Below are 23,696 nucleotides of genomic sequence, written 5' to 3'. Positions count from 1 at the left end.
GTGTTAGGTCCCGCTGCGCAGCAGGTCGATGAAAGCATCGAGCCGGGCGCGGGCGCGGTTGCTGCGAAAGGCGGTGTCTGGCCAGCTGAGCCAATAGCCGAAATCCGTATCGAGCGCGGGGGTGTCCAGGGCGACAAGCTGACCTGTATCCAGTAACGGGCGTGCCAAGGGGCGGGAGCCCAGCAGCAGCCCTGCGCCGTGGGCGGCGGCGGTCAGCCCGTGTTCCATACTGTCGACGCTGAGCCGGGGCACGGGGGGGAGGGGGATGTTGACCCGCCTGGCCCAGTCGCGCCAACCGGGGCGTTCGCCACGGGTTTCGATCAGCGGCAGTTCCGTAAGGGCGGTGGCGGTGTGTGCGGGGGGGCAGATCGGCACGAGGGTTTCGGCGCAGATCAGCGCGGCGTCGCGCCCCGGCCAGAGACCGCGCCCGAAGCGCAGGTGCAGCGGGGTCTTCTCGCGTGCGAAATCCGAGCGTTGAGGCACCGAGGTCGTGCTCAGGTGGATGTCTGGATGAGCGCTCAGGAAGGCGGGCGCGACGGGCAGGACCAGAGCGTTCAGGTGCGACCCGACCCCGGCGATGCGAAAGTCGCGCGGGGCTTGTCCGAAAAGGTTCTCGGTGCCCAGTTCCAGCGCCTGAAGGGCGTCTTCGACCAGCGGCAGATACGCCTCGCCGGCGTAGGTCAGAGAAACCCCGCGCGCCGAGCGCAGAAACAGGTCGCGTCCCAGCCAAGTTTCAAGGTTGCGGATACGCTGGCTGACGGCGGCCTGAGTTAGGCCGAATTCGCGTGCCGCAGCGCTGAACCCGCCAAGCCGGGCGGCGGACTCGAAAATGCGCAGCCAGTCGAGCGGCGGGAGACCTGGTTTGCGAGATGGATTAGACATTAGAAAAATTGGGCCTCAGAGGTATATTGTGGTCACTAGAGTTATGCCCCCTCGTGTCGCACACTGGCAATGGAAAATGCCAGCGACGGAGCGGACAGATGGTCGACAAGGTTGAAGTGGGCGCAGAAGGACGGTTTCTGACCGTCGGTTTTGCGGACGGGTCAGAGGCGCGGTTTCACGCGGTCTGGTTGCGGGACAATGCGTTGGACCCGGCGACGCGCGATCCGGGCAACGGGCAGCGGCTAATCACGCTGGGGGACATTCCGGCGGAGACGCGGATTGCGTCGGCCTCGGGGGCGGGCGGCGTTGTGACGGTGCGCTTTGCGCCGGAGGACAAGGAGGTCGCGTTTCCGGCTGAATGGCTGGCGCGGCATGTCTATGACCGGACGCAAGGCCATGCGCCGGGATGGTGCGAAGAGGGTGTCACGCCTTGGGATGGTCGCACCGGGCAGGTGGCGCGGGCCGGGCTTGCCGACCTGCAGGGGGGCGGCGCGGTGCTGGCCGATTGGCTGGGCGCGGTGCGGGCCACGGGCTGTGCGCTTTCGACGGACGGGCCGGTTGATAGCGGAGCGTTGCTTGAGGTGGTCAAGCTCTTTGGCTTCGTCCGCGAGACCAATTATGGCACCTGGTTCGAGGTGCGCACCGAGGTGAACCCGACCAACCTTGCCTTTACCGGGCTGGGGTTGCAGGGGCATACGGACAACCCCTATCGCGATCCGGTGCCGAGCCTGCAACTGCTTTATTGCCTTGAGAATTCAGCCGAAGGCGGCGAGTCGATCCTTGTCGATGGGTTCAACGTGGCGCAAAAGCTGCGCGACGAGATGCCCGAGGGGTTCGACCTTCTCAGCCGCTACTGTGCGCGGTTCGAATATGCCGGAAGCGCGGGCGTGTGCCTGCGCACACGGTTGCCGATGATCGAGTTGACGCCGGATGGGGCGCTGCGAACCGTGCGGTTCAACAACCGCTCGTCGGCGCCGATCGTGGATGTACCGTTTGAGGATATGGAGACCTATTATGCCGCCTATCGCCGGTTTGGCGAATTGGTGGACGATCCGGCCAACCAGATCACGTTCAAGATGGTGCCGGGGGATTGCGTGTTGTTTGACAACCGCCGCCTGTTGCATGCGCGCACCGGCTATAGCGGGTCCGGGTCGCGTTGGTTGCAGGGGTGTTATGCGGACATGGACGGGTTGCTGTCGACCTGGGCGGCGCTGCAGGGCAGCCAGAAGGAGGCGGCGGAATGAGTGCGGTGCAAGATGATCTGAACGCGGACACGATCGTGGACTTCATCGCCGGGATATTCGAGCGACGAGGGGGCGAAGAATACCTTGGCGAACCGGTAACGATGGCCGAGCACATGTTGCAGGGGGCGACGATTGCCGAGCAGAACGGGATGCCGGACGAGATTGTCGTGGGGGCCTTGCTGCATGACATCGGGCATTTCACCAGCGAGTTTGGCACGTTCACGATGGACGATACCGAGGACCGTTTTCACGAAGATGCGGGCGCGGCCGTTTTGGAGCGGTTCTTTCCGCCGGTGATCACCGAATGCGTGCGCTGTCACGTGGCGGCCAAACGGTATTTGTGCGCGACCAAGCCGGAGTATTTCAAGCGCCTGTCCGAGGCATCTGTGCATTCGCTGAACCTGCAGGGCGGGCCGATGAGCCCGGAGGAGGTCGCGGCTTTTGAAAAGAACCCCTACCTGAAGGAAATCATTCAGGTGCGCTATCTGGATGAGGCGGGCAAACGCGACGACATGGAGACGCCGGGATTTGCCCATTTCGCGGACCGCGTTCAGAAGATGGTCGACCTGCACATGCGGGGTTAGGGCATCATGTCCTGAAGCGCGTACCAGCCATAGGCGGCGGGCAAGGCCAGCCGCCGCCAGCTTCCCAGCTCAAAGCGGCGCAGGGGCTGGCGCATCAGGCCGGGTGTGGCGGGGCCGGTGCCGGTGATCTGGGCGGCGAGAAGCTGGCCCGCATAGCTGCCCATGGCGACACCATTGCCGTGGTAACACATCGCCCCCCATGCGTTGTTCATGCCGGGAATCGGGCCTGCGAAAGGCGTGAGGCTGCGCGAGAGAGCAACGAGGCCGGACCAGAAGTGTTCCGTTTCGACATGCCGCCACGCAGGGAAGAAACGGTCGAAGTCGGTGCGCGCGCGGCGTTCCGTGTCGGCATGCATGGCCGGTGTGGCACGGTAGGCGGCGCGCAGGCCGAAGAGCATCCGGTTGTCCGGCAAAAGGCGGAAATAGTGTAGCAGGTGGCGGCTGTCATAGGTCATCTGCCGCGTGGTCCAGCCTTGGGCTTTCAATTCGTCATCCGTCATCGGGCGGGTGACGATGATCGAGCTTTGCACCGGCAGCACGCGCCCGGCGAGCCACGGCGGCAGGTTTTCCGAAGAATAGCCGTTGGTGGCAACGATCAGGTTTCGCGCGGTGACTTCGCCGATCTCGGTCGAAAGGCGATGTGCACCGGTGGGGCCGGTGTCGATGGCGTTGACCGGGCTTTGTCCAAAGATGCGCACGCCTGCGGCCATGGCGGCCTGTGCAAGACCGGTGACGTATTTCATCGGATTGAGCGCAAAGCCGATGGGGATGGTCAGGGCGCCGTGGAATTCGGGGCTGTTGAAACCGTGCTCGGGCAGGGCTTCGGCGGGCAGGTATTCTGCCTCGACCCCGAGCGTTTCGCGGATATGGGCAACGTCCCCCGCAAGCGCCTTGCCGCGACGGGGCGTGTGGGCGAGCAAGGTTTCCCCTTTGGAATGGGTGTCGGCGTCGATGCCGTGGCGTTCCAGCAGGGCAGCAACATGATCGACGGCGTCGCGTTCGGCGTTGGCATAGGCCAGGGCGTCTTCGGCGCCGTGGCGTTTGGCCAACGTTTTTGCCTTGGCCTTGGCGCCGCCCAGACAGCAGAACCCACCATTGCGCCCCGAGGCGCCCCAGCCGGGTTGGTTTGCATCGAGCACGACCACGTCCTGTCCGGCCTCGGCCAGCGCCAGCGCCGCATTGAGCCCCGTATACCCCGCGCCGATGATGACCGTGTCGCAGCGCACCGCACCGTGAAGGGCTGCGCAATCCATGGCCGGAACGGTTGTCCGCCAAAAGCTGTTGGCGATGGGGGCGGGGCCATAGGCCATGTCTTCGTAAAGACGACGCCCCTTCGAGGTATTCGTCATCAGCCGCCTGCCATCTTTTCTTCCATCTGGCGGCGTTTCACCGCGCGTTTTGTGACCAGCGAGGCCGAGATCGTGCCCACGGCGACAATCAGGATCAGGATGGTCGAGAGCGCGTTGATCTCGGGGCTGACGCCAAGGCGCACGGATGAGAAGATCTTGATCGGCAGGGTGGTCGAGCTGGGCCCGGCCACGAAGGAGGCGATCACGAGGTCATCGAGTGACAGGGTCAGCGCCAGCAGCCAGCCCGAGATCACTGCAGGTGCGATAATCGGCAGGGTGACAAGGCGGAAGGCTTCGAAGGCCGAACATCCCAGATCAAGCGCGGCTTCTTCCAGTGACTTGTCAAAGCTGACAAGGCGGGAGCTGACCACGACCGAGACGTAACACATCGAGAAGGTCGCGTGGGCGAGCACGATGGTAATCATGCCGCGATCCAGCCCGATCGAGATGAACAGCAGCAGGAGCGACAGACCGGTGATGACTTCGGGCATCACCAGAGGTGCATAGATCATGCCGGAGAACAGCGTGCGTCCCATGAAGCGACCGCCGCGGACCAGCACATAGGCGGCCATGGTGCCAAGCACGGTGGCGATGGTCGAGGAGGCAACGCCAACCTTGAGCGTGACAAGCGCCGCGTCAAGGAACGCCTGGTTCCCGAGCAGTTCGCCGTACCACTTGGTCGAGAACCCGGCCCAGACCGTGACAAGGCGGCTTTCGTTGAAGCTGTAGATGATCAGGATGACCATCGGCAGGTAAAGGAAGGCAAAGCCCAGCGTCAGCGAGGTGGTGTTGAACCATGTCAGACGTCTCATTGTTCCGCCTCCATCATTTTCTGCTGGTTGCGCTGGTACATAACGATCGGGATGATCAGGATCAGCAGGAGCACGACAGCAACGGCGCTGGCGACGGGCCAGTCGCGGTTGGCGAAGAACTCTTCATAGAGCACCTTACCGATCATCAGGGTCCGCGAGCCGCCCAAAAGCGAGGGGATCACGAATTCCCCCAAGGCGGGGATGAAGACGAGGAAACAGCCCGCGATCACGCCCGGTTTGGCCAGTGGCAGGGTGACAAGCCAGAAAGAGGAGGTGCGTGAGCAGCCAAGGTCAACGGCGGCCTCGTTCAAAGAGGGGTCGAGCTTTTCCAGCGTGGCGTAGATCGGCAGGATCATGAACGGGCAGTAAGTGTAGATGATGCCGACATACACCGCCCAGTTGGTGTTGAGGATGATCAGCGGATCGGAAATGATGCCGATCCCCATCAGGAACTGGTTGAGAAAACCCTCTTGAGACAGAATGCCCATCCATGCGTAGACGCGGATCAGGAAGCTGGTCCAGAAAGGCAGGATGACCAGCATCATCAGCGTGGGGCGCCATTCGTCCGGCGCGTTGGCCATGCCGTAGGCAATGGGGAAGCTGACCAGCAGGGTCAGAGCGGTGGCAAAGACCGCGATCTTGAGGCTGGAGAGGTAGGCTTTCCAATAAAGATCGTCCTCGGTCAGGAAGACGTAGTTTTCAAAGTCCAGCGCGGACAGGAACGCCTTGAACCCGGCCCAGCCTTCGGTGAAGTCGAGCGTGGGCGTGTAAGGCGGGATCGAGATCGCGTAGTCCGACAGCGAAATCTTGAACACGATGCCGAAGGGCACGAGGAACAGGACAAAGAGCCAGAGATACGGGACCGATATCAGCGAGAAGCGGCGGAAATTCATGTCGGCCCCCTCACTTGTCCAGCACGATGCCGGCGGTCTCGGTCCAGCTTAGCCAGACGTCGTCTTCCCAGGTCAGTTCGCGACGCGACAGGCGGCGATTATTGGCGGTCTGTGCCTTGACGCGGGTACCATTGGCCAAAAGCACGCTGTAGGTCGAAAGGTTTCCGAGATAGGCGATGTCTTCGATCTTGCCCTGAATGGCATTGGTGCGATCTGTTGGTTTTTCCTTGGAAATGGTGACTTTCTCGGGGCGGATCGCAAAGGTGCAGCGGGCTTCGACGTCCGGCGCATGCGGGCATTCGGCCACCAGAGGCGGCTGACCTTCGGCCCAGTGCAAGATGGTTTTGCCATCGCCGCGCGGGCTGGCGTTGCCCTCGATCAGGTTCACATCACCGATAAAGTCGGCCACGTAGACCGAGTTCGGGGTTTCGTAGATGCGCGCCGGTGTGTCGACCTGGATCAGAAGGCCTTCGTCCATCACGGCGATGCGGGACGCGACGGTCATGGCCTCTTCCTGATCGTGGGTCACGATTACGAAGGTGGTGCCGGTCTTTTCCTGGATATCCATCAGTTCGAACTGTGTGTCCTGACGCAGTTTCTTGTCGAGCGCGCCGAGCGGTTCGTCGAGCAGGAGCAGCTTGGGCGCCTTGGCCAGCGAGCGGGCCAGTGCCACGCGCTGACGCTGACCGCCGGAAATCTGGTGCGGCTTGCGGCGGGCGAATTTGCCGAGGCGGACCAGTTTGACCATTTCCTCGACGCGGGCCTCGATCTGATCCTTGGGAAGCTTGTCGCGGCGCAAACCAAAGGCGATGTTGTCCCAGACCGAGAGATGCGGGAACAGCGCATAGCTCTGGAACATCATGTTCACGGCGCGTTTGTTGGGGGGGACATTGGCCATGTCTTGACCGTCGATCAGGATCTTGCCCGAGGTCGGCGTCTCGAACCCACCCAGCATCCGCATCAGCGTGGTCTTGCCGCAGCCTGATGGGCCCAGAAGGGCAAAGAACTCACGTTCGTAGATGTCGATGCTGATGTTGTCGATGGCGGTGAAATCGCCGAACTTCTTGGTGACATTCTGAAAGGAGATCAGCGGCTTGGCCTTGGCATCCTCCCAGGGTGCGAAAGCGGCGGTGGGCGCCGGTTGGTTCATGTCATTCCCTCCGTGTCGGTGCGTCCGGCATCGTGCTGTCCGGTTTCGCGATGTTTCTGGCTGCGCGCGGCGCGGACCGTCGCGCCCTTGCCCATGATATTGGTCAAATCATGGTTCCGGGTGCAAAGGCATTTTCCCCAAACCGGCCAAAGTCCAGGATCGCGCATATCCGTGGCGGCGCGGGTGCCTGAAAATGGGACAGTCATTGAGGTGTCGACCCCTCGAGCAGTTCGTGTTCAGCCTATTTGATCAAAAAATTGATTCGATGCAATCGGTGGATTGGCTTTCATGGCTCCAAAGGGGGGGTGATCGCGGTATGAATGTCGCTTTAGTGTTCGGGCACGAAGGGGCGGTCAGTAACCTTACCCTTTGCTTTTGTTTGATTAAACCTCTGACCGGGGAATGTTCTAGGAAGTTTTGGAGGAGAGTGTGAGAATTCTCAGGGGAGTGCCAATTTTTTGATCAAAATATGAGGTGGGACCCGTATATGCGCCTGCGGAGCGATGGTTTTTGTCGACTTGGCCGCGCTTCGGGGCCAGCAAGGGCCGGGATCTCGTGAAATTTTTGTGCGGGTCTTTTCCCGGAAAAGGAATTGGGCTAGGGGAAGAACAAGCGGTCCCTTAGCTCAACTGGATAGAGCAGCTGACTTCTAATCAGCAGGTTGAGGGTTCGAGTCCTTCAGGGATCGCCACGATCACGTCAAGATTTTCAGGGATGTCGTAGGAGAACCCGGTTGGCAGGGGTTGATCCGTGTACAGGCGGTCGACCGTGTCGAGCGTGGTGATCTGAACCGGCGCGTGGCGCTGGAACTTGGAGTGATCCGCCAGCAGCCATGCGCTGCGACTTTGGGCGAGGGCCGTCTGGCTGACGATCACCTCGTTCATGTCGAAGTCATAAGCACCAAGATCATCCGAAATGGCCGAACAGCCGAGTACGGCGATGTCAAAGCGGAAGCTGCGGAGCATCTGCGCGGCGACCGGACCAGTGAGGCCGCCATCTTCGGGGCGTGGGCGTCCGCCGGTCAGAAGGATATCGCATCCGGGGGTGGCAGAGAGGATCTTGGCAACATTGAGGTTGTTGGTCACGACAAGAAGCCCGTCATGGCCGCGCAGCGCGCGGGCCAGTGCCTCGGTGCTGGTGCCGATATTGAGGAAAAGGGCAGAGCCATCGGGAATGCGGGCGGCCGCGGCGCGGGCCATGGCGTCTTTGGCGGCGGCGTTGACCTGCCGCCGTTCCTCGTAACGGATGTTGCGCACACCCGAGGGCAGCACTGCGCCGCCGTGCACGCGTTCCAGCCGCCCGGCATTGGCCAGATTGGTCAAATCGCGGCGGATGGTCTGGACCGTGACATTCATCCGCACGGCCAGATCTTCGACCATCACGCTGCCCGAGTCGCGGGCGATGTCGAGGATTTCGCGTTCACGCAGGCTCAGGGACATGTTCGCTTGCTTTCGTAATTTCGCGTATTTGTGTCATTTGATCTGCGTGTTTACAAGAGAATAAGGGGTGATGCGCTAAATTTGGGTTGAATTTGCCCGAAAAACGACGTTTCTGAGGTTCGTAAATGTTCGAAAGTGATCGTTATGGATTCGCAATCACCCCCTGAGGTCGATCTTTTCATCATCGGCGGCGGTATCAACGGCTGCGGCATCGCGCGGGATGCGGCGGGGCGGGGGCTGTCTGTTGAGCTTGTCGAGATGGATGATCTTGCCTCGGCCACGTCTTCGGCCTCGACCAAGCTGTTTCATGGCGGCTTGCGCTATCTGGAATATTTCGAGGTGAGGCTTGTGCGCGAGGCGTTGCGTGAACGTGAAGTGTTGCTCAGGGCGATGCCGCATATCAGCTGGCCCATGCGATTTGTGCTGCCTTATCACAAGGACATGCGGTTTGACGGGCAGACGCCCGCGTCGCGCCTGTTGAGCACGGTGATGCCCTGGCTCAGGGGGCGGCGTCCGGCCTGGATGATCCGGTTGGGACTGTTTTTGTATGACCACCTTGGCGGGCGCGAGATTCTGCCCGGGACGCGGTTGCTGGATCTGCGCAGCGACCCGGCGGGGGCGGCACTGAAGGGACGGTTTGCCAAGGCGTTCGAGTATTCGGATTGCTGGGTCGAGGACAGTCGGCTGGTGGTGCTGAACGCACGGGACGCCGAAGCGCGGGGCGCGCGGATCAGGACGCGCACGCGGGCTGTGTCGGCAGAGTGCCGGGATGGGCTGTGGCATGTGGAAACCGAGGACACGGAGACCGGCGCGCGCGCGGTCACGCGGGCGCGGGCGCTGGTGAACGCGGGCGGTCCCTGGGTGGCGGATGTGATCAAGGGCGTGGTCGGGCAGACCAGCCGCGAAGGCGTGCGGCTGGTGCGGGGCAGTCATATCGTGACCCGGCGGCTGTTTGATCATGACAAATGCTATTTCTTTCAGGGCGGGGATGGACGCATCGTGTTTGCCATTCCCTATGAGCAGGATTTCACGCTGATCGGGACCACGGATGTGGACCATCCGGCGCCGGACGTATCCCCTGAATGCAGTGATGAAGAGGCGCAGTACCTGTGCGATTTCGTATCGGAGTATTTTGAGAAAGCGGTGACGCTGGAGGACGTGGTCTGGCGCTATTCCGGGGTGCGTCCCTTGTTTGATGACGGGGCCGGATCGGCCTCGGCAGCGACGCGGGATTATGTGCTGAAGCTCGAAAACCCCGGCGCGCCGGTGCTGAACGTGTTTGGCGGCAAGATCACGACCTATCGGCGACTGGCGGAATCGGCGCTGGCCAAGCTTGGGCCAGCGTTGGGAGTACGCGCGGGCGACTGGACAGCGGGTGTGCCTTTGCCGGGGGGGGATTTCCCGGTGGATGGCGTGGGCGCGCTGATTGACGCGTTGCGCGCGGATTATCCTTTTCTGGATGCGGCTTGGGCGGGGCGTCTGGTACGGGCTTATGGCCGTGAGGCGCGCGAGGTGTTGGGGGACGCAAAAAGACCCGACGATCTGGGTCTGGATTTTGGCGCCACCCTGACGGAACGCGAAGTGGGCCGGCTCATGGACAGGGAATATGCGCGCAGCGTGGAGGATGTTGTCTGGCGGCGCAGCAAGCTTGGTCTGCGTCTGGACGATGCACAAATTGAGGCGCTGGCATCGTGGATGGAAAGGGCGCGTCAAATTGCTCGGCAGGAGGGCGCCGCAGAGAATTGATATTTTGACCATTGTCCTCTAAAGGGGGCGGGACCATCGCGCCCGCCTGCCAGTGGGTCCGCATGGGCGCAAGATTTATGGAGCCGGGCGATCCCGCCCCCAAACCTCGAGTCGCAAGACATCCCTGACACACGAAAAAAGGTTGTGAGAAAGATGGCAGATAACAAGACCGCAGACATATTGTATACCATTGTAGACGAAGCGCCCGAGCTGGCCTCGGCGTCGTTTCTGCCGATCATCCGCAAGTTCGTTTCGGCGGCTGGAATCACCGTGGGCACCCCGGATATTTCGCTGGCGGGCCGCATCATCGCGACCTTTCCGGAAAACCTGACCGACGCACAGCGTCAAAACGACGATCTGGCCATGCTGGGTGAACTGGTGAAGACGCCGTCGGCCAATGTCATCAAGCTTCCCAACATCTCGGCCTCGGTGCCGCAGCTGACCGCGGCCATCGCGGAGCTTCAGGCACAGGGCTATGACATCCCGAACTATCCCGAAGACCCGAAGACCGACGAAGAAAAGGCGATCCGCGCCCGCTATGACGGGATCAAGGGCTCGGCTGTGAACCCGGTTCTGCGCGAAGGAAACTCGGATCGCCGCGCGGCCAAGGCCGTCAAGAACTATGCCCAGAACAACCCGCATTCGATGGGTGCATGGGAGTCGTCCTCGAAAACCAAAGTGTCGTCGATGCCGGGCAACGATTTCTATGCCAACGAAGTGTCGGCCACCATCACCGCCGATCAGGCCGGTGACGCCAAGATCGAATTCGTTGCCAAAGACGGTGCTGTCACGGTTCTGAAAGACGGCTGGCCGCTGGAAGAAGGCACCGTTGCGGATGCGACCTTCATGAGCGCCAAAGCGCTGGGTGCGTTCCTGGGCGACGCCATCGAAGACACCAAGGCCGACGGCACCATGTTCTCGCTGCACATGAAAGCGACCATGATGAAGGTCAGCGACCCGATCATCTTTGGCCACGCGGTCAAGGCATGGCTGGGCCCGGTCTGGGACAAGCACGGTGACGCGATTATTGCCGCGGGCGGTTCGCCCAACTCGGGTCTGGGGGCGGTTCTGGCCGCGATCGACACGCTGGCAAACGCCGACGCCATCAAGGGCGAGATTGCCGCGCTGGATCGTCCGTCCATGTACATGGTGGACAGCGACAAGGGCATCACCAACCTGCACGTGCCTTCGGACGTGATCATCGACGCCTCGATGCCCGCCGTGATCCGTGCAGGCGGCAAAGGCTGGGACGAGACCGGCGCGAAGGCTGACACCAACTGTGTAATCCCCGACCGCTGCTATTCGACCGTCTATGACGAGACCATCAACTTCTTCAAGGCCAATGGTGCGCTGGACGTGACCACCGCAGGGTCGGTGTCGAACGTCGGCCTGATGGCGCAGAAGGCTGAGGAATACGGCTCGCACCCGACCACGTTCGAAGCGCCCGCAGACGGTGCGATCCGCATCGTTCTGGCCAATGGCGACACTCTGCACAGCCATGACGTGGAAGCCGGTGACATCTGGCGGTCCTGCACCGTGAAAAAGGCGCCGATCGAGAACTGGATCGAGCTGGCGATGGACCGTCAGCGTCTGACCGGATCGGAAGCGATCTTCTGGCTGGACGAAAACCGTGCCCACGATGCTGAGCTGATTAAATACGTCAAGCCGGTTCTGGAAGCCAAGGGCGTGGCCGACAAGTTCTTGATCATGGCGCCGCGCGAAGCGACCCGCCAGTCGCTTGAAACCATCACAGCGGGCAAGGACAGCATCGCCATCACCGGAAACGTGCTGCGTGACTATCTGACCGACCTGTTCCCGATCCTGGAACTGGGCACCTCGGCCAAGATGCTGTCGATTGTCAGCCTGATGAATGGCGGTGGCCTGTTCGAAACCGGTGCCGGTGGATCGGCTCCGAAACACGTGCAGCAGCTGGTGGAACAGAACCACCTGCGCTGGGACTCGATGGGTGAGTTCTGTGCGCTTGGTGAATCGCTGAACTTCCTGGCCGACTCGAAGGACAACGCCAAGGCGGGAGTTCTGGGCCGTGCCGCAGAGGCCGCGACTCAAGGTATCCTCGACCACAACCGAAGCCCGAGCCGCAAGGTGGGTGAGCCGGACAACCGTGACAGCCACTATTGGTTCGCACGCTACTGGGCCGAAGCGCTGGCCGCGCAGGGCGATGATGCCGAACTGGCCGCCGAGTTTGCCCCGGTTGCCAAGGCTCTGGCCGATGGCGAAGCGGCAATCACCGCGGAGCTGGCCGCGGCGCAGGGTCCCGAAGCGGAAATCGGCGGGTATTTCCGTCCGTCGGTTGAACTGAAAGCCGCCGTGATGCGCCCGAGTGCAACGCTGAACGCGATCATCGGCTGAGTCTTTTTTGAAGTCTTGAGAATGGCACCCGTCCCTTGATTAGGGGCGGGTGTCTGCGTTTTTGGGGATAGGCCGGGCGGACGGGCGTTGCCCAGCGGGCATTGTCTATTATCCCAACATCTCCGCGTCGATGGACGGCGCGTTTCAGCTCCTCCGCTTGTCCTAGGGTGGGCACCAGGTGGTCGGTGAAGCCCTTGGGGCGGGCGGATGCGGGCGGGTGATATGGCGCCGCTGAAGGCGTTTCTGGAACGGGAAGCGGCATCATAGCGTCGCTTTCGGCGTTTCGCGCCCCGCTAGTCCCGTGCAAGGGTGGGGCATGACCAAGATGCTCGCCAACCCGTTTCGGGGTGCCGGTCTTCCCGGCGCCGATCTTTTTCCCAGCACCGATGCCGAGGCCGTGGCCGCGTTGCTTGCCCAGTGCCCAGCCCATGCGGAAACACCGCTGACCGCTGCGCCCGAACTGGCGGCGCAGGCCGGGATTGCGGCGCTCTGGCTCAAGGATGAGCGTGGCCGGATGGGGCTGGGCAGTTTCAAGGCGCTGGGGGCGGCCTATGCCATTGCCCATGACGCGGCCGAAGGCAGGGGGCCGTGGGAGACCCGGTTGACTGGGCGGACCTATGCAACGGCCAGCGCGGGCAACCACGGCATGTCCGTGGCCGCCGGGGCGCGGATGTTCGGCGCGCGGGCGGTGGTGTACCTGGCCGATACGGTGCCGGAAGCCTTTGCCGAGCGGCTGCGCGCGATGGGGGCCGAGGTGGTGCGCGCGGGCGATGATTACGAGGCCAGCATGGACGCGGCCAAGCGCGATGCCGAGGCGAATGGCTGGGCGCTTCTTTCAGACAGCTCGTGGCCGGGATACTGGCAGCCGGCCTATCGTGTGATGGAGGGCTATCTGCAGATGGCCGCCGAGGCCGCGCGGCAGGTGCCCGAGGTGCCGACACACATCCTTTTGCAAGCCGGGGTTGGCGGGTTGGCGGCGGCGGTCGCGACCCATGCGCGGCATGTCTGGGGAGACGAGCCGGTGATCGTGGTGGTCGAGCCGGAGGCGGCGCCGGCGTTGATCGAAAGCATTCGGGCTGGGGCGCTGATCGACACCGCGGGGCCTGTGTCGAACATGGGACGGCTGGATTGCAAAACACCGTCAATGGTGGCGTTGAACGGGTTGGCGCGGGATGCGGATCTGTTCGTGACCATCACCGAAGACGAGGCCGTGGCGGGCACCGAAGCGTTGGGCGCAACGGGGTTCGCGACGACACCTTCGGGTGGGGCCGGGGTGGCGGCTCTCCTGGCCGGGGTCGATGGCATCGGGGCAGATGCGCGGGTGTTGTGTTTCCTGAGTGAAGGCCCCGAGGATGGCTGAGCGCGGTTTTCTTCCGTCCGAATTTCGCACCCGCGTTGCAGCGTTGCAGGCGCGGATGGGAGTTGCTGGGATTGATGCCCTGCTGCTCACCACTGCGGCGGACGTTTTCTATGTCACCGGCTTCCTGACGCGGTTCTGGGAAAGCCCGGCCCGTCCGTGGTTTGTGCTGGTCCCGCTACGGGGCGATCCGGTGACGGTGATCCCGTCGATAGGGGCGGAGTTGATGGGGCAGTGCTGGGCGACGGACATCCGAACATGGGACGCGCCGATGCCGGGCGATGACGGGGTCAGCCTGTTGGTGGCGACCTTGACCGACATGGTGCCGCAAGCGGGGCGGATCGGTGTGCCGATGGGGCTTGAAACACAGGTGCGTATGCCGCTGGGCGACTATCTGACGGTTGCGGACCAGCTTGCGCCACGGGTGTTCGTGGATGCGACCGACGTGGTGCAGCGGGTGCGCGAGATCAAGTCCGAAGCCGAGATTTCCAAAATCCGCGCTGCCTGTCGCGTGGCGGATGCATGTTTTGCGCGGGTGCCGGAATTTGCCGGGCCGGGTGCGCGGCTTGACCATGTTTTCCGCGATTTCCAGCGCGTCTTGCTGGAAGAGGGGGCGGACTGGGTGAGCTATACCGCCGGGGGCGCGGGACAGGGTGGGTATGGCGATGTCATTTCGCCAGCTGGGCCGCAGGTTCTGGTGGACGGCGATGTGCTGATGCTGGACACGGGCGCAGTGCTGGACGGCTATTTCTGTGATTTTGACCGCAATTACGCGATCGGATCGGCGGGGGATGAGGTGCGGCGCGCCCAAGCGGCGCTGTTCAAGGCGACCGAAGTGGCCATGGGGGCAATGCGCCCCGGCATGGTGGCGTCGGATGTGCACCGGATTCTATGCGACAGCTTGCGCCAGAGCGGCGCAACTCCGGGTGGTGGACGCCTTGGACACGGGCTTGGGATCACGCTTACGGAATGGCCGTCCTTTACGCCGCATGACCAGACGGAATTGCGCGCCGGGATGGTGCTGACGCTTGAGCCGGGGGTGGAGATCGCGCCCGGGCGGATCCTCGTGCATGAAGAGAATATCGTTCTGCGGGAGAGCGGTGTGGAGCTTTTGTCGGCACGCGCGCCTGAGCAACTCCCGGTTTTGAGGTGATCCATGGCGCATTTTCCTTTTGAACTGACAGGGTCGATTGGCACACGGACGCTGGGGCTGATCGTGTTGCAGCAGGATGAGACGCTGGAACAGGACTTTCGCCGCCTGTTTGGCGCGCAGGATGTGGCGGTTTACGTGAGCCGGGTGCCCAGTGGCGAAGACGTCACGCCCGATACACTGGCCGCGATGGAGGCGACTTTGCCCGCTGCGGCGCGGTTGCTGCCGCCCGCCGCGCCGTTTGACGTGGTGGGCTATGGCTGTACCTCGGGCACAACCATGATCGGCGCTGAGAAGGTGGCCGAGCTTGTCTGTCGTGGGGTGGGTGAAGTGGCCGTAAGCGATCCCCTGACGGCGGCGCTCTCGGCGTGCGGTACGCTGGGGTTGCGCTCGATAGGCATGGTCACGCCCTATATCGACAGCGTTTCGGTACCGGTGCGCCGTGCCTTTGAAGCGGCAGGTATCGCGGTTCCGCGCACGGTTTCTTTTGGCGAGGCCGGTGAGGCACGGGTGGCACGGATTGATCCGGCCTCTATTCGGGCTGCGGCGCTGGAAGTAGGGACGGGCGACGATGTGGACGGGGTTTTCCTGTCCTGCACAAATCTGCGGACGCTGGATGTGATTGCAGAGGTTGAGGAAGCGCTGGGTAAACCGGTGCTGAGCAGCAATCAGGCCCTGGCCTGGCACATGGCGCGGCTGTCCGCGGCCCCGGTGGCCGATGACGCGCCCGGGAAAATCTTCGCCATCTGACCCGCTTTTTGCGGGCCCGTGTCGCGGATGGGCATGACAGGGCGCAAACGCCGCATGCACCTTGCCCCAAACGGCAGGGAGACATGGCCATGAAAGTTGGATTTATCGGTCTGGGAAACGTGGGCGGCAAGCTGAGCGGCAGCCTTTTGCGCAACGGTGTGGACCTGATGGTGTTCGACCTCAATCCCGAGCTTGTCGCGGCCAAGGTCGCCGCCGGGGCCGAGGCAGCGGAAAACGCAGCCGAGATGATGCGCCGCTGTGATGCGGTCATCACCTGTCTGCCCTCGCCGGCGGCGTCGGATGCGGTGATGCAGGAGATGTTGCCCGAGGTGGGGCCGGGCAAGATATGGATGGAGATGTCGACTACGGATGAAGCCGAGGCCAAACGGCTTGGGGCGCTGGTGATCGAGCGGGGTGGCGCGGCGGTGGATTGCCCGGTTTCGGGAGGGTGCCACCGGGCCGATACCGGAAATATCTCGATCTTCGCGGGCTGTGATCGGGCTACGTTCGACCGTATTCTGCCGCTCTTGACCACGATGGGGCGACGCATCCTGCATACCGGCGAGCTTGGATCTGCCTCGGTTCTGAAGGTGGTGACCAACTATCTCGCCACGGCGCATCTTATCGCCAATGCCGAGGCGCTGGTGGTGTCCAAGGCGGCGGGCATGGATCTCAACGTGGCGTTCGAGGCCATTCGCATCAGTTCGGGCAATTCGTTCAGTCATGAAACCGAAAGCCAAGTGATCCTGAACGGGTCGCGCGACATTTCCTTTACGATGGACCTCGTGAAAAAGGATATCGGCCTGTTTCAGGCAGTAGCAGACCGGGCCGGGGTTCCCGTCGAGCTGAACCCGAAAATGATCGAGATTTTCGACGACGGGATCGCGCGCTACGGCGAACGCGAGCTGAGCCCGAACATTATCAAGCGTTTGGAAGAGGCCACTGGGCTGGACATCCGCGCGCCGGGGTTCCCACCGGAAATGACCGATGATGAACCCGAGGAACCGGGTTACGAGGTGATCCCGCAGGGGCGTGGCTGAGTGTTCTTGGGCCGGAGAAGCGGCATATGCCGCTTCACGCCTTGGGATGGGTGCGGTTGTAGATTTCCATAAGGCGCGTGCTGTCCACCTCGGTATAGGTCTGGGTGGTGGACAGGGACGCGTGGCCCAGCAGTTCCTGGATCGCGCGCAGATCGCCGCCGGCTGACAAAAGATGCGTGGCAAAGCTGTGCCGCATGGCGTGCGGCGTGGCCGAGGCGGGCAGGCCCAGTTGCAGGCGGGTTTGTTCCATGATTTTCTGAACCTGTCGAGGGTTCAGCGCACCGCCCCGCGCGCCGCGAAAGAGCGGGCTGTCCGGTTCCTGCGGGTAGGGGCAGAGGCGCAGGTAGGTATTCACGGCATCGCGCGCCGCGTCGAGTACCGGAACCAGCCGTTCCTTGCCGCCTTTGCCACGGATCCGCAAGGTCGGCGCAAGCGGCGCGTCCTTGCCGGTGAGGGACAGCGCCTCGGAAATCCGCAAACCACAGCCGTAAAGCAGGGTCATGACGGCGGTATCGCGGGCACCGATCCAGTCCTTTTTCGATTGCAGTTCAACCGTGTCCAGAACGGCGCGGGCGGCGTCTTCGGGCAGGGGGCGGGGCAGTTTGCGCTGATACTTGGGGGCGCGGGCCGACAGGACCGCAGTTGGATCGAATACTTCGCGTTCGGCCAGCCACCGGTAAAAGCTTTTGACCGCAGAGAGCTTGCGCGAGAGGGAGCGCGCTCCAAGCCCGGTGCCGCGCGCATGGGCCATCCACGCGCGCATATCCGAGACCGAGACCGCCGTCAGCGGGGCGATCCCTTGTGGCCCGCCCTTGTGCTGCGCCATGAATGCGAGATAGTCGATGAGGTCGCTGCGATAGGCTTTGAGCGTATTCTCGGATGCGCCCGCAAGGGCCGCACGTTGTGCGAGGAATTCGTCGAGAGCGCGTGTGGCTGCCGGGCTGATCACGACAACCAGCGGCGCATGGCACGCTCGAACACACCGGCGAAAAACGCCAACAGATCGGTGCCTTGCTGCGGTGTAAAATGATGCGGGTCTTCGGCACCCATGACCAGAAGGCCGGGCAGGCGCCCGGCGCCGAAATCCAGCTTGAGACAGGCTTCGGATCGAATCCAGTCGGCGCTTTCGCCATAGATGTTTTCCGCGCCGGTCTGGATCTGGCGCAATGTGACCTGTCGCAGTGGGACATTGCGTCCACCGGTCAGGTAGTCGTCGATGAAGCCAGGTTCCGCCACCGCGAGCACGTCGCCGAGGCTTTGGATGGCGCTGTCCTCGGACGTGTCTTCCTTGGTTTCCAGAACAAGCCGGATCGCGTCAACCCGCAGGATATTCGCAACTTCGCCTCCCAGATCGTGCAGGAACGACTCGAACTCTACGGGGTCAAGCATGCGCAAGATCGCCCTGTGCACCTGGTTCGTGCCCGCAAGGTTTTCATAGGCTGCGGCGATGACGGAACGATGCGTGTCTTCCAGCCGGTCGAGCCGCGCTTCGAGCCGCTCCATGGCGATGCCACGCAGATCGACGATATTGCCGCCCATGGTCTTTTCATTGGCGGCGATCAGGGCGCGCATCAGGTCGCGGTCCTCGAGAATCACGTCGGGTTGCGAAATGATCTTCTCGCGCAGGCTGTCGTCGATCTTGAGGGTACTGCTCATGGTGATGCCGTTTCTGGTCGTTGGCGCGACCATAGCAGAGGCCCCGCGCGAATGCCGCAATTTTTTTGTTGGAGTTTAGAGAAAATGGGGCGCTGCCCCTCTTGAGCCTGCCGGCTCAATTCACCCCGTGGTATTTTGAACCATTGAGAAATGGCAGGTGCGTCTTCTCAATGGTGCCAAATACCCCGGGGGGAGACGCAGCTTGCTGCGGCGGGGGTAGCGCCCCCTTGCCGGCTTTACAGAATCTTGATTCCAGCGGCTTCGATATCGGCGAGGAAGGCGGCAAGGCCCTTGTCGGTCAGCGGGTGGTTGACCATCGCCTTGATCACGGCGGGGGGCGCGGTCATCACGTCGGCGCCGATCAGGGCGCATTGGGTGACGTGGTTCACGGTGCGGATCGAGGCGGCGAGGATCTGGGTTTCATAGCCGTAGTTGTCATAGACCTGACGGATATCCGCGATCAGGTCCGTGCCATCAAGGTTGATGTCATCGAGACGTCCGAGGAAGGGCGAGATGAAGGTTGCGCCCGCCTTGGCTGCGAGAAGGGCTTGGTTTGCCGAGAAGCAGAGCGTGACATTGACCATGTGGCCATCGTCGGTGAGGGTTTTGCAGGCCTTGAGCCCGTCCCATGTCAGCGGCACTTTGACAGCGATGTTGTCGGCAATCTCGACCAGCTTGCGCCCCTCAGCGATCATCTCGTCAGCGTCCGTGGCGGTGACTTCGGCCGACACCGGGCCGTCGACGAGGTCGCAGATTTCCTTGGTCACTTCGAGAATGTCGCGGCCGGACTTCTTGATCAGTGAGGGGTTAGTGGTGACGCCATCGACCATGCCAAGGGCGTTGAGTTCGGCAATGGCGTCGATCTCGGCGGTATCAACAAAGAATTTCATCGGGGGCTCCTGTCAGCGATTCATCCGAATTTGCCCCCTCATAGCGCACAGATCCACCGGGCGGGAGTCCCGTCGTTAGCGTTAGCAAGCTTATGCCCTCAAAAAGATGAAGGCCTGGGGCATGCCCAGGCCTTCGAAGGCGGCTCCGTGAGTGGGTGGGTGGGGTCGCCTTTTGGGGGACGGGTCAGCCGAGAACCGAGAAAGGCTCTTCTACCCCGAAGAAGACGCCAGCATCGACTTCGATATCGGCAACGTCGATCTGCTCGTTCAGGATCACCACGCTGCCGACCGCGTCGCCATCATGTGCGCCACCGTTGCCGCCCTGGTTCGAGACAAAATGCAACACCGTGTCGATTGTGCCGTTACCGTCAAAATCTTCGTAGTCAACGCTGTCGAGTTGAACGGTATGGCCCTTGAAGACGAAGGTGTCACCTTCGGCGGCATCGAAATCGGTCACCACCTTGGTGCCGATCGTTTCAACCCAATGGTCATGGGCATTATCGTTTTCGCCAGCCACACCGTTCATTGAATAGTCGATGTCGCCGTTGGCGTCCGTGTGCTTGGCAATGATCTCGTCCTTGGCGTCGATAAGCCAGCGGAACTCGAACGTGTCCGCGCCGTTGCCGCCCTGCAGATAGTCGACATCGTCCAGCGGTTCATCGGCATTGACCCGCGCGGTTGCATCTTGTGCGGGCACTGGCTCACCGCCCCAGGAGAAGCCATACAGAAAGTCGTCGCCGTCGCCGCCAAAGAGCTTGTCATTGCCCGCGCCACCTTCCAGCGTGTCGTTTCCGGAATCGCCGTAAAGCTTGTCGTCGCCGGTTCCTCCAAAGAGCAGATCCTGTCCGCCATTGCCATGCAGTACGTCCGCGCCGTTACCGCCGTGAATCTCGTCATTGTCGCGACCGCCCGACATGGTGTCGTTGCCAGCGCCGCCGAACAAGAGGTCGTCGCCGTCACTGCCCTTGACATTGTCATTGCCGTCGCCGCCGTCAACGGTGTCGTTGCCGCTACCACCATTCAGCAGATCATCGCCAAGGCCGCCATAGACCTCGTCGCTGCCAGCGCCAGCATTGATGCTGTCGTTGCCCGCTCCGGCGTCGACGAAGTCATTGCCACCGTGACCGTTGATTGTATCGTCGCCCGCAAGCCCCTCGAGAAGGTCCGCGAATTTCGTTCCCGTCAAAACGTTGCCCAGAACGTCGCCCCGAATATGTGCCATGTGTCTTTTCCGTTGTTGAGTGAAGTCCCAACAGTGCTAAACGGATCGAGCTGGCAGGGTCCAGATGGCCGGTTATGCCAAATTATGCTTTATTAATCATTGGGTTATCTGTCAGTTTTCGGCGGTATTCCGCGCATGCAGGCTTGACAAGCCATGTGTGAAGAAAACAGGGCGATGCCGCTTGTCAGCTTCCGGGAAACCGGCTCAGAACGGTGTTGGAATGTCCGTCGCGCGCGCCGGCGAAAACCACCTGCATTTCGCCGTACCGTTCAAGCGACTCGCCGAAAACGTCATGGTCATGCACCGCGAGGGCGGCAATATTGCCGTGGGCATCACGCACCGGGAACATGGACACAACGATCACCCCGCCAACGCTGATCCGACGGTCCTGAAGAAAGGGGTTCATCTTCAGGACCGCCAGCATCACGTCGCCTTCGAAAAAGCCATGGGTGTTGAGGAGGTCCATGATGTGAACCATGACTTCAAGCCGTGACAGCAACGACTGGGCCGCGCCGGATTCGCAGTCGTCGAGCAAAAGCGCTTCACGTTCGAAGCGCGGCGAGGCGCCCAGCAGCGTGCCATCGCGGCTCCAGACGGCAACAGCCGAACCGCTTTGTTCGAGCATCAGTCGCATGGTGTGGTCCGGGCCCGCCTGTCCGGTGTCCAGCATTTCGTTCAGGATCGCCTGTTTCACACGCAACGAAGGTTCACGCAGGCCGCGTTCCCAGCGACTGACCTGCGACTGGTCGACGCCGAAATCTTGGGCCATGGCGGCTTGCTTGAGGCCGTGGCGCTGGCGATATGCGCGGCAAAGCTCTGCCCAGTCTTGCCCTTTGATCATCATCTGCGCTACCTCCAAAGCAAGCCTGCCCCCTTTGGAAAGGGGGCAGGTGAAGCGCAGAGTATCCGGGGGCTGTAGGCAATGGAAGTGACGTATTTCGACGCCGACGCCGCCGTTTCGGTGCTGACTGCGCAACCACTTGACCGTTTTCTGGATTACACGGCGCCGGAGGGTGGTTGCTTTCTGGGCGCCTTCGTCGAGGTGCCGCTGGGGCCGCGTCGGGTGTTGGGGGTTGTCTGGGGGCCGGGCAGCGGCACATTCGATCGAGCAAAGCTGCGCCCGATCAATCGGGTGCTGGACGTGGCGCCAATGCGTGACGAGATGCGCCAGTTTCTTGGGCGCGCGGCTGACTACACTCTGACGCCGCTGCATGCGATGCTTCGGCTGGCCACGCGCGCGCCGGGGCTGAGCGACCCACCGTCGATGCGCAAGATCTATCGGCTGGGCGAAGGGGAACCGGATCGCCAGACGGATGCGCGGCGCCGGGTCCTGGAAACCTTGCACGAATATGGCGGGCTGGCCTTTACCATGGGCGAGTTGAGCGAGATGGCCGGAGTCACTAACTCGGTGATCAAGGGGCTCGTCAAGCAGGGTGTCGTGCGCGAGGAAGACACGCCGCGGGATTTGCCATTTCTCCGGCTGGACCCGGACTATGGCGGCAAGGCTTTGACTGAGGAACAGGCGGTGGGGGCGCAAGCCTTGAAGGCCGGTGTGCGCTCGGGGCGTTATGGCACGACGCTGCTTCGGGGGGTGACGGGGTCTGGCAAGACCGAGGTGTATCTTGAAGCCGTGGCCGAGTGTCTGCGCATGGGGCGGCAGGCGTTGGTGCTGTTGCCTGAGATCGCGTTGACGGCAGAGTTCCTGACGCGGGTCGAGGCGCGGTTTGGTGCGCGCCCGGCAGAGTGGCATTCCGGCGTGACCATGACCGAGCGCCGCCGGACATGGAAAATGGTCGGGCAGGGGGACGCACAGCTTGTGGTGGGCGCGCGATCAGCCCTGTTCCTGCCCTATCGGGACCTCGGATTGATCGTCGTCGATGAGGAGCATGATACGTCTTACAAACAGGAAGACGGTGTCCTTTACAACGCGCGGGACATGGCGGTGTTGCGCGCATCCTTGTGTGACGCGCGGGTGGTGCTGGCCTCGGCCACGCCGTCGCTGGAAAGCTGGGCCAATGCGGAGGCCGGGAAATATGAACGGCTTGAATTGACCTCTCGTTTTGGTGCGGCGGTGTTGCCCGAGATGCGCGCGATTGACATGCGTGTCGAGGATTTGCCGCGCGACCGCTGGATTTCCCCGACGCTCAAGGCCGCGGTGGACCGGCGCATTCTGGCTGGCGAGCAGAGCTTGTTGTTCATCAATCGGCGGGGCTATGCGCCGGTGACAATCTGCCGGGCCTGTGGGCATCAGGTGGGCTGTGATCATTGCGACGCGCGCATGGTGGAGCACCGGTTCTTGAAACGGCTGGTCTGTCATCAATGCGGCGAGACCAAGCCCATGCCCGAGGCCTGCCCCTCCTGTGAGGTCGAGGGCAAGCTGGCGCCGGTTGGTCCCGGTGTTGAGCGGCTGGCGGAAGAGGCGGGCAAGCTCTGGCCCGAGGCGCGGTTGGCGGTGTTGTCATCGGACCTGTTCGGATCGGCCCGCGCGCTTAAGGAAGGGATCGAGACGATCGCTGGGGGGGGAGCGGATATCATCATCGGTACGCAATTGGTGGCCAAGGGGCATAATTTCCCGCTACTGACGCTGGTCGGGGTGATTGATGCGGATCTGGGCTTGCAGGGGTCGGACCTGCGCGCCGCCGAGCGCACGTTCCAGCTGATGCGGCAGGTGGCGGGGCGCGCGGGGCGGGCCGAGAAGCTGGGAGTCGCGATGTTGCAGAGCTATCAACCCGAGCATCCTGTGATCCGGGCTATCCTGGTCGGGGATGAACTGGGGTTCTGGAAGGCCGAAGCGGGCGAACGGCGTCATGCCGGGGTGCCGCCCTATGGACGGATGGCGGGGATCATCCTTTCAGGGGGCGACGTCAGTCAGGTGTTTGATCTGGGCAATGCGCTGGCACGCAATGCCGGGATGCTGCGGGCGATCGGGGCCGAGGTCTATGGGCCCGCACCTGCGCCGATTGCACGGGTGCGGGGGCGGCATCGGGTGAGATTGCTGGTCAAGGCGGACAAGGGCGCGCCGTTGCAGGCGGCGCTGGCCGAGTGGGTTGGGCAGTTCCGGCTCAAGGGCGATTTGCGGCTGGCAGTGGATATTGATCCGCAGAGTTTTTACTGAGCTTTGAGGGGAAGGGGGCGTTGCCCCCTCTTGAGCCTGACGGCTCA

The 23,696-nt window shown here is 62.6% G+C and carries 21 protein-coding genes and 1 tRNA gene; 10 read left to right on the top strand and 12 right to left on the bottom strand.

Annotated features, from left to right (window positions below; all coding sequences use genetic code 11):
• Positions 1-3: 3 nt before the first annotated feature.
• Positions 4-882 carry a LysR family transcriptional regulator gene (locus ACS3QZ_RS07980; protein WP_456037360.1) on the bottom strand — a complete coding sequence of 293 codons (879 nt, stop codon included), beginning with the start codon at positions 880-882 and terminating at the stop codon, positions 4-6.
• Positions 883-980: 98 nt separating this feature from the next.
• Between ACS3QZ_RS07980 and tmpA the strand changes: the two genes are divergently transcribed.
• The gene (gene tmpA / locus ACS3QZ_RS07975; RefSeq protein WP_456037359.1) at positions 981-2,126 is read left to right on the top strand and encodes a 2-trimethylaminoethylphosphonate dioxygenase; all 1,146 of its coding nucleotides are present in this window, start codon (positions 981-983) and stop codon (positions 2,124-2,126) included.
• The gene (gene tmpB / locus ACS3QZ_RS07970) at positions 2,123-2,710 is read left to right on the top strand and encodes a (R)-1-hydroxy-2-trimethylaminoethylphosphonate oxygenase (RefSeq protein WP_456037358.1); all 588 of its coding nucleotides are present in this window, start codon (positions 2,123-2,125) and stop codon (positions 2,708-2,710) included. Before tmpA ends, tmpB begins: the two co-directional genes overlap by 4 nt.
• On the opposite strand, the gene ACS3QZ_RS07965 is transcribed toward tmpB, so the two are convergent.
• Genes ACS3QZ_RS07965 through ACS3QZ_RS07945 form a run of 5 tightly spaced genes read right to left on the bottom strand, consistent with a single transcriptional unit; the run spans position 2,707 to position 7,120 of the window.
• Positions 2,707-4,059: an NAD(P)/FAD-dependent oxidoreductase gene (locus ACS3QZ_RS07965; RefSeq protein WP_456037357.1), complete on the bottom strand. Its 1,353-nt coding sequence runs from the start codon at positions 4,057-4,059 to the stop codon at positions 2,707-2,709. The genes tmpB and ACS3QZ_RS07965 overlap by 4 nt on opposite strands.
• Positions 4,059-4,871 (bottom strand): ABC transporter permease, encoded by an 813-nt coding sequence (locus tag ACS3QZ_RS07960; protein ID WP_456037356.1) that lies wholly within the window; start codon positions 4,869-4,871, stop codon positions 4,059-4,061. Before ACS3QZ_RS07960 ends, ACS3QZ_RS07965 begins: the two co-directional genes overlap by 1 nt.
• Entirely contained in the window at positions 4,868-5,764 is an 897-nt protein-coding gene (locus ACS3QZ_RS07955) for an ABC transporter permease subunit (protein ID WP_456037355.1), read from the bottom strand. The genes ACS3QZ_RS07960 and ACS3QZ_RS07955 overlap by 4 nt, the downstream gene beginning before the upstream one ends.
• A gap of 10 nt (positions 5,765-5,774) precedes the next feature.
• The gene (locus ACS3QZ_RS07950) at positions 5,775-6,914 is read right to left on the bottom strand and encodes an ABC transporter ATP-binding protein (RefSeq protein ID WP_456037354.1); all 1,140 of its coding nucleotides are present in this window, start codon (positions 6,912-6,914) and stop codon (positions 5,775-5,777) included.
• Entirely contained in the window at positions 6,911-7,120 is a 210-nt protein-coding gene (locus tag ACS3QZ_RS07945) for a hypothetical protein (protein WP_456037353.1), read from the bottom strand. Before ACS3QZ_RS07945 ends, ACS3QZ_RS07950 begins: the two co-directional genes overlap by 4 nt.
• Positions 7,121-7,528: 408 nt before the next feature.
• Between ACS3QZ_RS07945 and ACS3QZ_RS07940 the strand changes: the two genes are divergently transcribed.
• Positions 7,529-7,605, top strand: a tRNA-Arg gene (locus tag ACS3QZ_RS07940).
• On the opposite strand, the gene ACS3QZ_RS07935 is transcribed toward ACS3QZ_RS07940, so the two are convergent.
• A complete protein-coding gene (locus ACS3QZ_RS07935) occupies positions 7,568-8,353 on the bottom strand; it encodes a DeoR/GlpR family DNA-binding transcription regulator (RefSeq protein ID WP_456037352.1) in 786 nt (261 codons plus the stop codon). The two genes, ACS3QZ_RS07940 and ACS3QZ_RS07935, sit on opposite strands and share 38 nt — an antisense overlap.
• A 144-nt stretch (positions 8,354-8,497) precedes the next feature.
• On the opposite strand from ACS3QZ_RS07935, the gene glpD reads away from it, so the two are divergent.
• The 6 genes from glpD to ACS3QZ_RS07905 all read left to right on the top strand — a co-directional run bounded on the left by glpD (position 8,498) and on the right by ACS3QZ_RS07905 (position 16,766).
• Entirely contained in the window at positions 8,498-10,099 is a 1,602-nt protein-coding gene (glpD, locus tag ACS3QZ_RS07930) for a glycerol-3-phosphate dehydrogenase (protein WP_456037351.1), read from the top strand.
• A 153-nt stretch (positions 10,100-10,252) separates the two neighbouring features.
• Positions 10,253-12,469 carry an NADP-dependent isocitrate dehydrogenase gene (locus ACS3QZ_RS07925; protein ID WP_456037350.1) on the top strand — a complete coding sequence of 739 codons (2,217 nt, stop codon included), beginning with the start codon at positions 10,253-10,255 and terminating at the stop codon, positions 12,467-12,469.
• A gap of 316 nt (positions 12,470-12,785) precedes the next feature.
• The gene (locus ACS3QZ_RS07920; protein ID WP_456037349.1) at positions 12,786-13,829 is read left to right on the top strand and encodes a pyridoxal-phosphate dependent enzyme; all 1,044 of its coding nucleotides are present in this window, start codon (positions 12,786-12,788) and stop codon (positions 13,827-13,829) included.
• Positions 13,822-14,979 carry a M24 family metallopeptidase gene (locus ACS3QZ_RS07915; RefSeq protein ID WP_456037348.1) on the top strand — a complete coding sequence of 386 codons (1,158 nt, stop codon included), beginning with the start codon at positions 13,822-13,824 and terminating at the stop codon, positions 14,977-14,979. Before ACS3QZ_RS07920 ends, ACS3QZ_RS07915 begins: the two co-directional genes overlap by 8 nt.
• A gap of 3 nt (positions 14,980-14,982) precedes the next feature.
• On the top strand, positions 14,983-15,726 hold the full coding sequence (locus ACS3QZ_RS07910) for a maleate cis-trans isomerase family protein (RefSeq protein WP_456037347.1): 744 nt from the start codon (positions 14,983-14,985) through the stop codon (positions 15,724-15,726).
• 89 nt (positions 15,727-15,815) lie between these two features.
• The gene (locus ACS3QZ_RS07905; protein ID WP_456037346.1) at positions 15,816-16,766 is read left to right on the top strand and encodes an NAD(P)-dependent oxidoreductase; all 951 of its coding nucleotides are present in this window, start codon (positions 15,816-15,818) and stop codon (positions 16,764-16,766) included.
• 34 nt (positions 16,767-16,800) lie between these two features.
• Here the strand turns inward: ACS3QZ_RS07905 and ACS3QZ_RS07900 are convergent, their stop codons facing one another.
• From ACS3QZ_RS07900 to ACS3QZ_RS07880, 5 genes are all read right to left on the bottom strand, one after another.
• Positions 16,801-17,724 carry a tyrosine recombinase XerC gene (locus ACS3QZ_RS07900; RefSeq protein ID WP_456039320.1) on the bottom strand — a complete coding sequence of 308 codons (924 nt, stop codon included), beginning with the start codon at positions 17,722-17,724 and terminating at the stop codon, positions 16,801-16,803.
• Complete coding sequence (locus ACS3QZ_RS07895; RefSeq protein WP_093092425.1) at positions 17,712-18,422, bottom strand: DUF484 family protein; 711 nt, start codon at positions 18,420-18,422, stop codon at positions 17,712-17,714. Before ACS3QZ_RS07895 ends, ACS3QZ_RS07900 begins: the two co-directional genes overlap by 13 nt.
• Positions 18,423-18,658: 236 nt before the next feature.
• Positions 18,659-19,312: a fructose-6-phosphate aldolase gene (gene fsa, locus ACS3QZ_RS07890; RefSeq protein WP_456037345.1), complete on the bottom strand. Its 654-nt coding sequence runs from the start codon at positions 19,310-19,312 to the stop codon at positions 18,659-18,661.
• A 184-nt stretch (positions 19,313-19,496) separates the two neighbouring features.
• Positions 19,497-20,534 (bottom strand): calcium-binding protein, encoded by a 1,038-nt coding sequence (locus ACS3QZ_RS07885; RefSeq protein WP_456037344.1) that lies wholly within the window; start codon positions 20,532-20,534, stop codon positions 19,497-19,499.
• A 184-nt stretch (positions 20,535-20,718) separates the two neighbouring features.
• A complete protein-coding gene (locus tag ACS3QZ_RS07880; protein ID WP_456037343.1) occupies positions 20,719-21,378 on the bottom strand; it encodes a helix-turn-helix domain-containing protein in 660 nt (219 codons plus the stop codon).
• A gap of 78 nt (positions 21,379-21,456) precedes the next feature.
• Between ACS3QZ_RS07880 and ACS3QZ_RS07875 the strand changes: the two genes are divergently transcribed.
• Entirely contained in the window at positions 21,457-23,649 is a 2,193-nt protein-coding gene (locus ACS3QZ_RS07875; RefSeq protein WP_456037342.1) for a primosomal protein N', read from the top strand.
• Positions 23,650-23,696: the final 47 nt, after the last annotated feature.

Source organism: Shimia sp. W99 (genome assembly GCF_053851455.3).
This window is presented reverse-complemented; position numbering and strand designations above follow the sequence as displayed.

Coding starts and splice junctions, on each gene's coding strand:
- ACS3QZ_RS07885 (WP_456037344.1), bottom strand. CDS start 20,534: ATGGCACATATTCGGGGCGACGTTCTGGGCAACGTTTTGACGGGAACG.
- tmpA (WP_456037359.1), top strand. CDS start 981: ATGGTCGACAAGGTTGAAGTGGGCGCAGAAGGACGGTTTCTGACCGTC.
- ACS3QZ_RS07955 (WP_456037355.1), bottom strand. CDS start 5,764: ATGAATTTCCGCCGCTTCTCGCTGATATCGGTCCCGTATCTCTGGCTC.
- ACS3QZ_RS07945 (WP_456037353.1), bottom strand. CDS start 7,120: ATGACTGTCCCATTTTCAGGCACCCGCGCCGCCACGGATATGCGCGAT.
- ACS3QZ_RS07915 (WP_456037348.1), top strand. CDS start 13,822: ATGGCTGAGCGCGGTTTTCTTCCGTCCGAATTTCGCACCCGCGTTGCA.
- ACS3QZ_RS07925 (WP_456037350.1), top strand. CDS start 10,253: ATGGCAGATAACAAGACCGCAGACATATTGTATACCATTGTAGACGAA.
- ACS3QZ_RS07910 (WP_456037347.1), top strand. CDS start 14,983: ATGGCGCATTTTCCTTTTGAACTGACAGGGTCGATTGGCACACGGACG.
- ACS3QZ_RS07875 (WP_456037342.1), top strand. CDS start 21,457: ATGGAAGTGACGTATTTCGACGCCGACGCCGCCGTTTCGGTGCTGACT.
- ACS3QZ_RS07960 (WP_456037356.1), bottom strand. CDS start 4,871: ATGAGACGTCTGACATGGTTCAACACCACCTCGCTGACGCTGGGCTTT.
- ACS3QZ_RS07880 (WP_456037343.1), bottom strand. CDS start 21,378: ATGATGATCAAAGGGCAAGACTGGGCAGAGCTTTGCCGCGCATATCGC.
- fsa (WP_456037345.1), bottom strand. CDS start 19,312: ATGAAATTCTTTGTTGATACCGCCGAGATCGACGCCATTGCCGAACTC.
- tmpB (WP_456037358.1), top strand. CDS start 2,123: ATGAGTGCGGTGCAAGATGATCTGAACGCGGACACGATCGTGGACTTC.
- ACS3QZ_RS07895 (WP_093092425.1), bottom strand. CDS start 18,422: ATGAGCAGTACCCTCAAGATCGACGACAGCCTGCGCGAGAAGATCATT.
- ACS3QZ_RS07920 (WP_456037349.1), top strand. CDS start 12,786: ATGACCAAGATGCTCGCCAACCCGTTTCGGGGTGCCGGTCTTCCCGGC.
- ACS3QZ_RS07950 (WP_456037354.1), bottom strand. CDS start 6,914: ATGAACCAACCGGCGCCCACCGCCGCTTTCGCACCCTGGGAGGATGCC.
- ACS3QZ_RS07980 (WP_456037360.1), bottom strand. CDS start 882: ATGTCTAATCCATCTCGCAAACCAGGTCTCCCGCCGCTCGACTGGCTG.
- ACS3QZ_RS07905 (WP_456037346.1), top strand. CDS start 15,816: ATGAAAGTTGGATTTATCGGTCTGGGAAACGTGGGCGGCAAGCTGAGC.
- glpD (WP_456037351.1), top strand. CDS start 8,498: ATGGATTCGCAATCACCCCCTGAGGTCGATCTTTTCATCATCGGCGGC.
- ACS3QZ_RS07965 (WP_456037357.1), bottom strand. CDS start 4,059: ATGACGAATACCTCGAAGGGGCGTCGTCTTTACGAAGACATGGCCTAT.
- ACS3QZ_RS07935 (WP_456037352.1), bottom strand. CDS start 8,353: ATGTCCCTGAGCCTGCGTGAACGCGAAATCCTCGACATCGCCCGCGAC.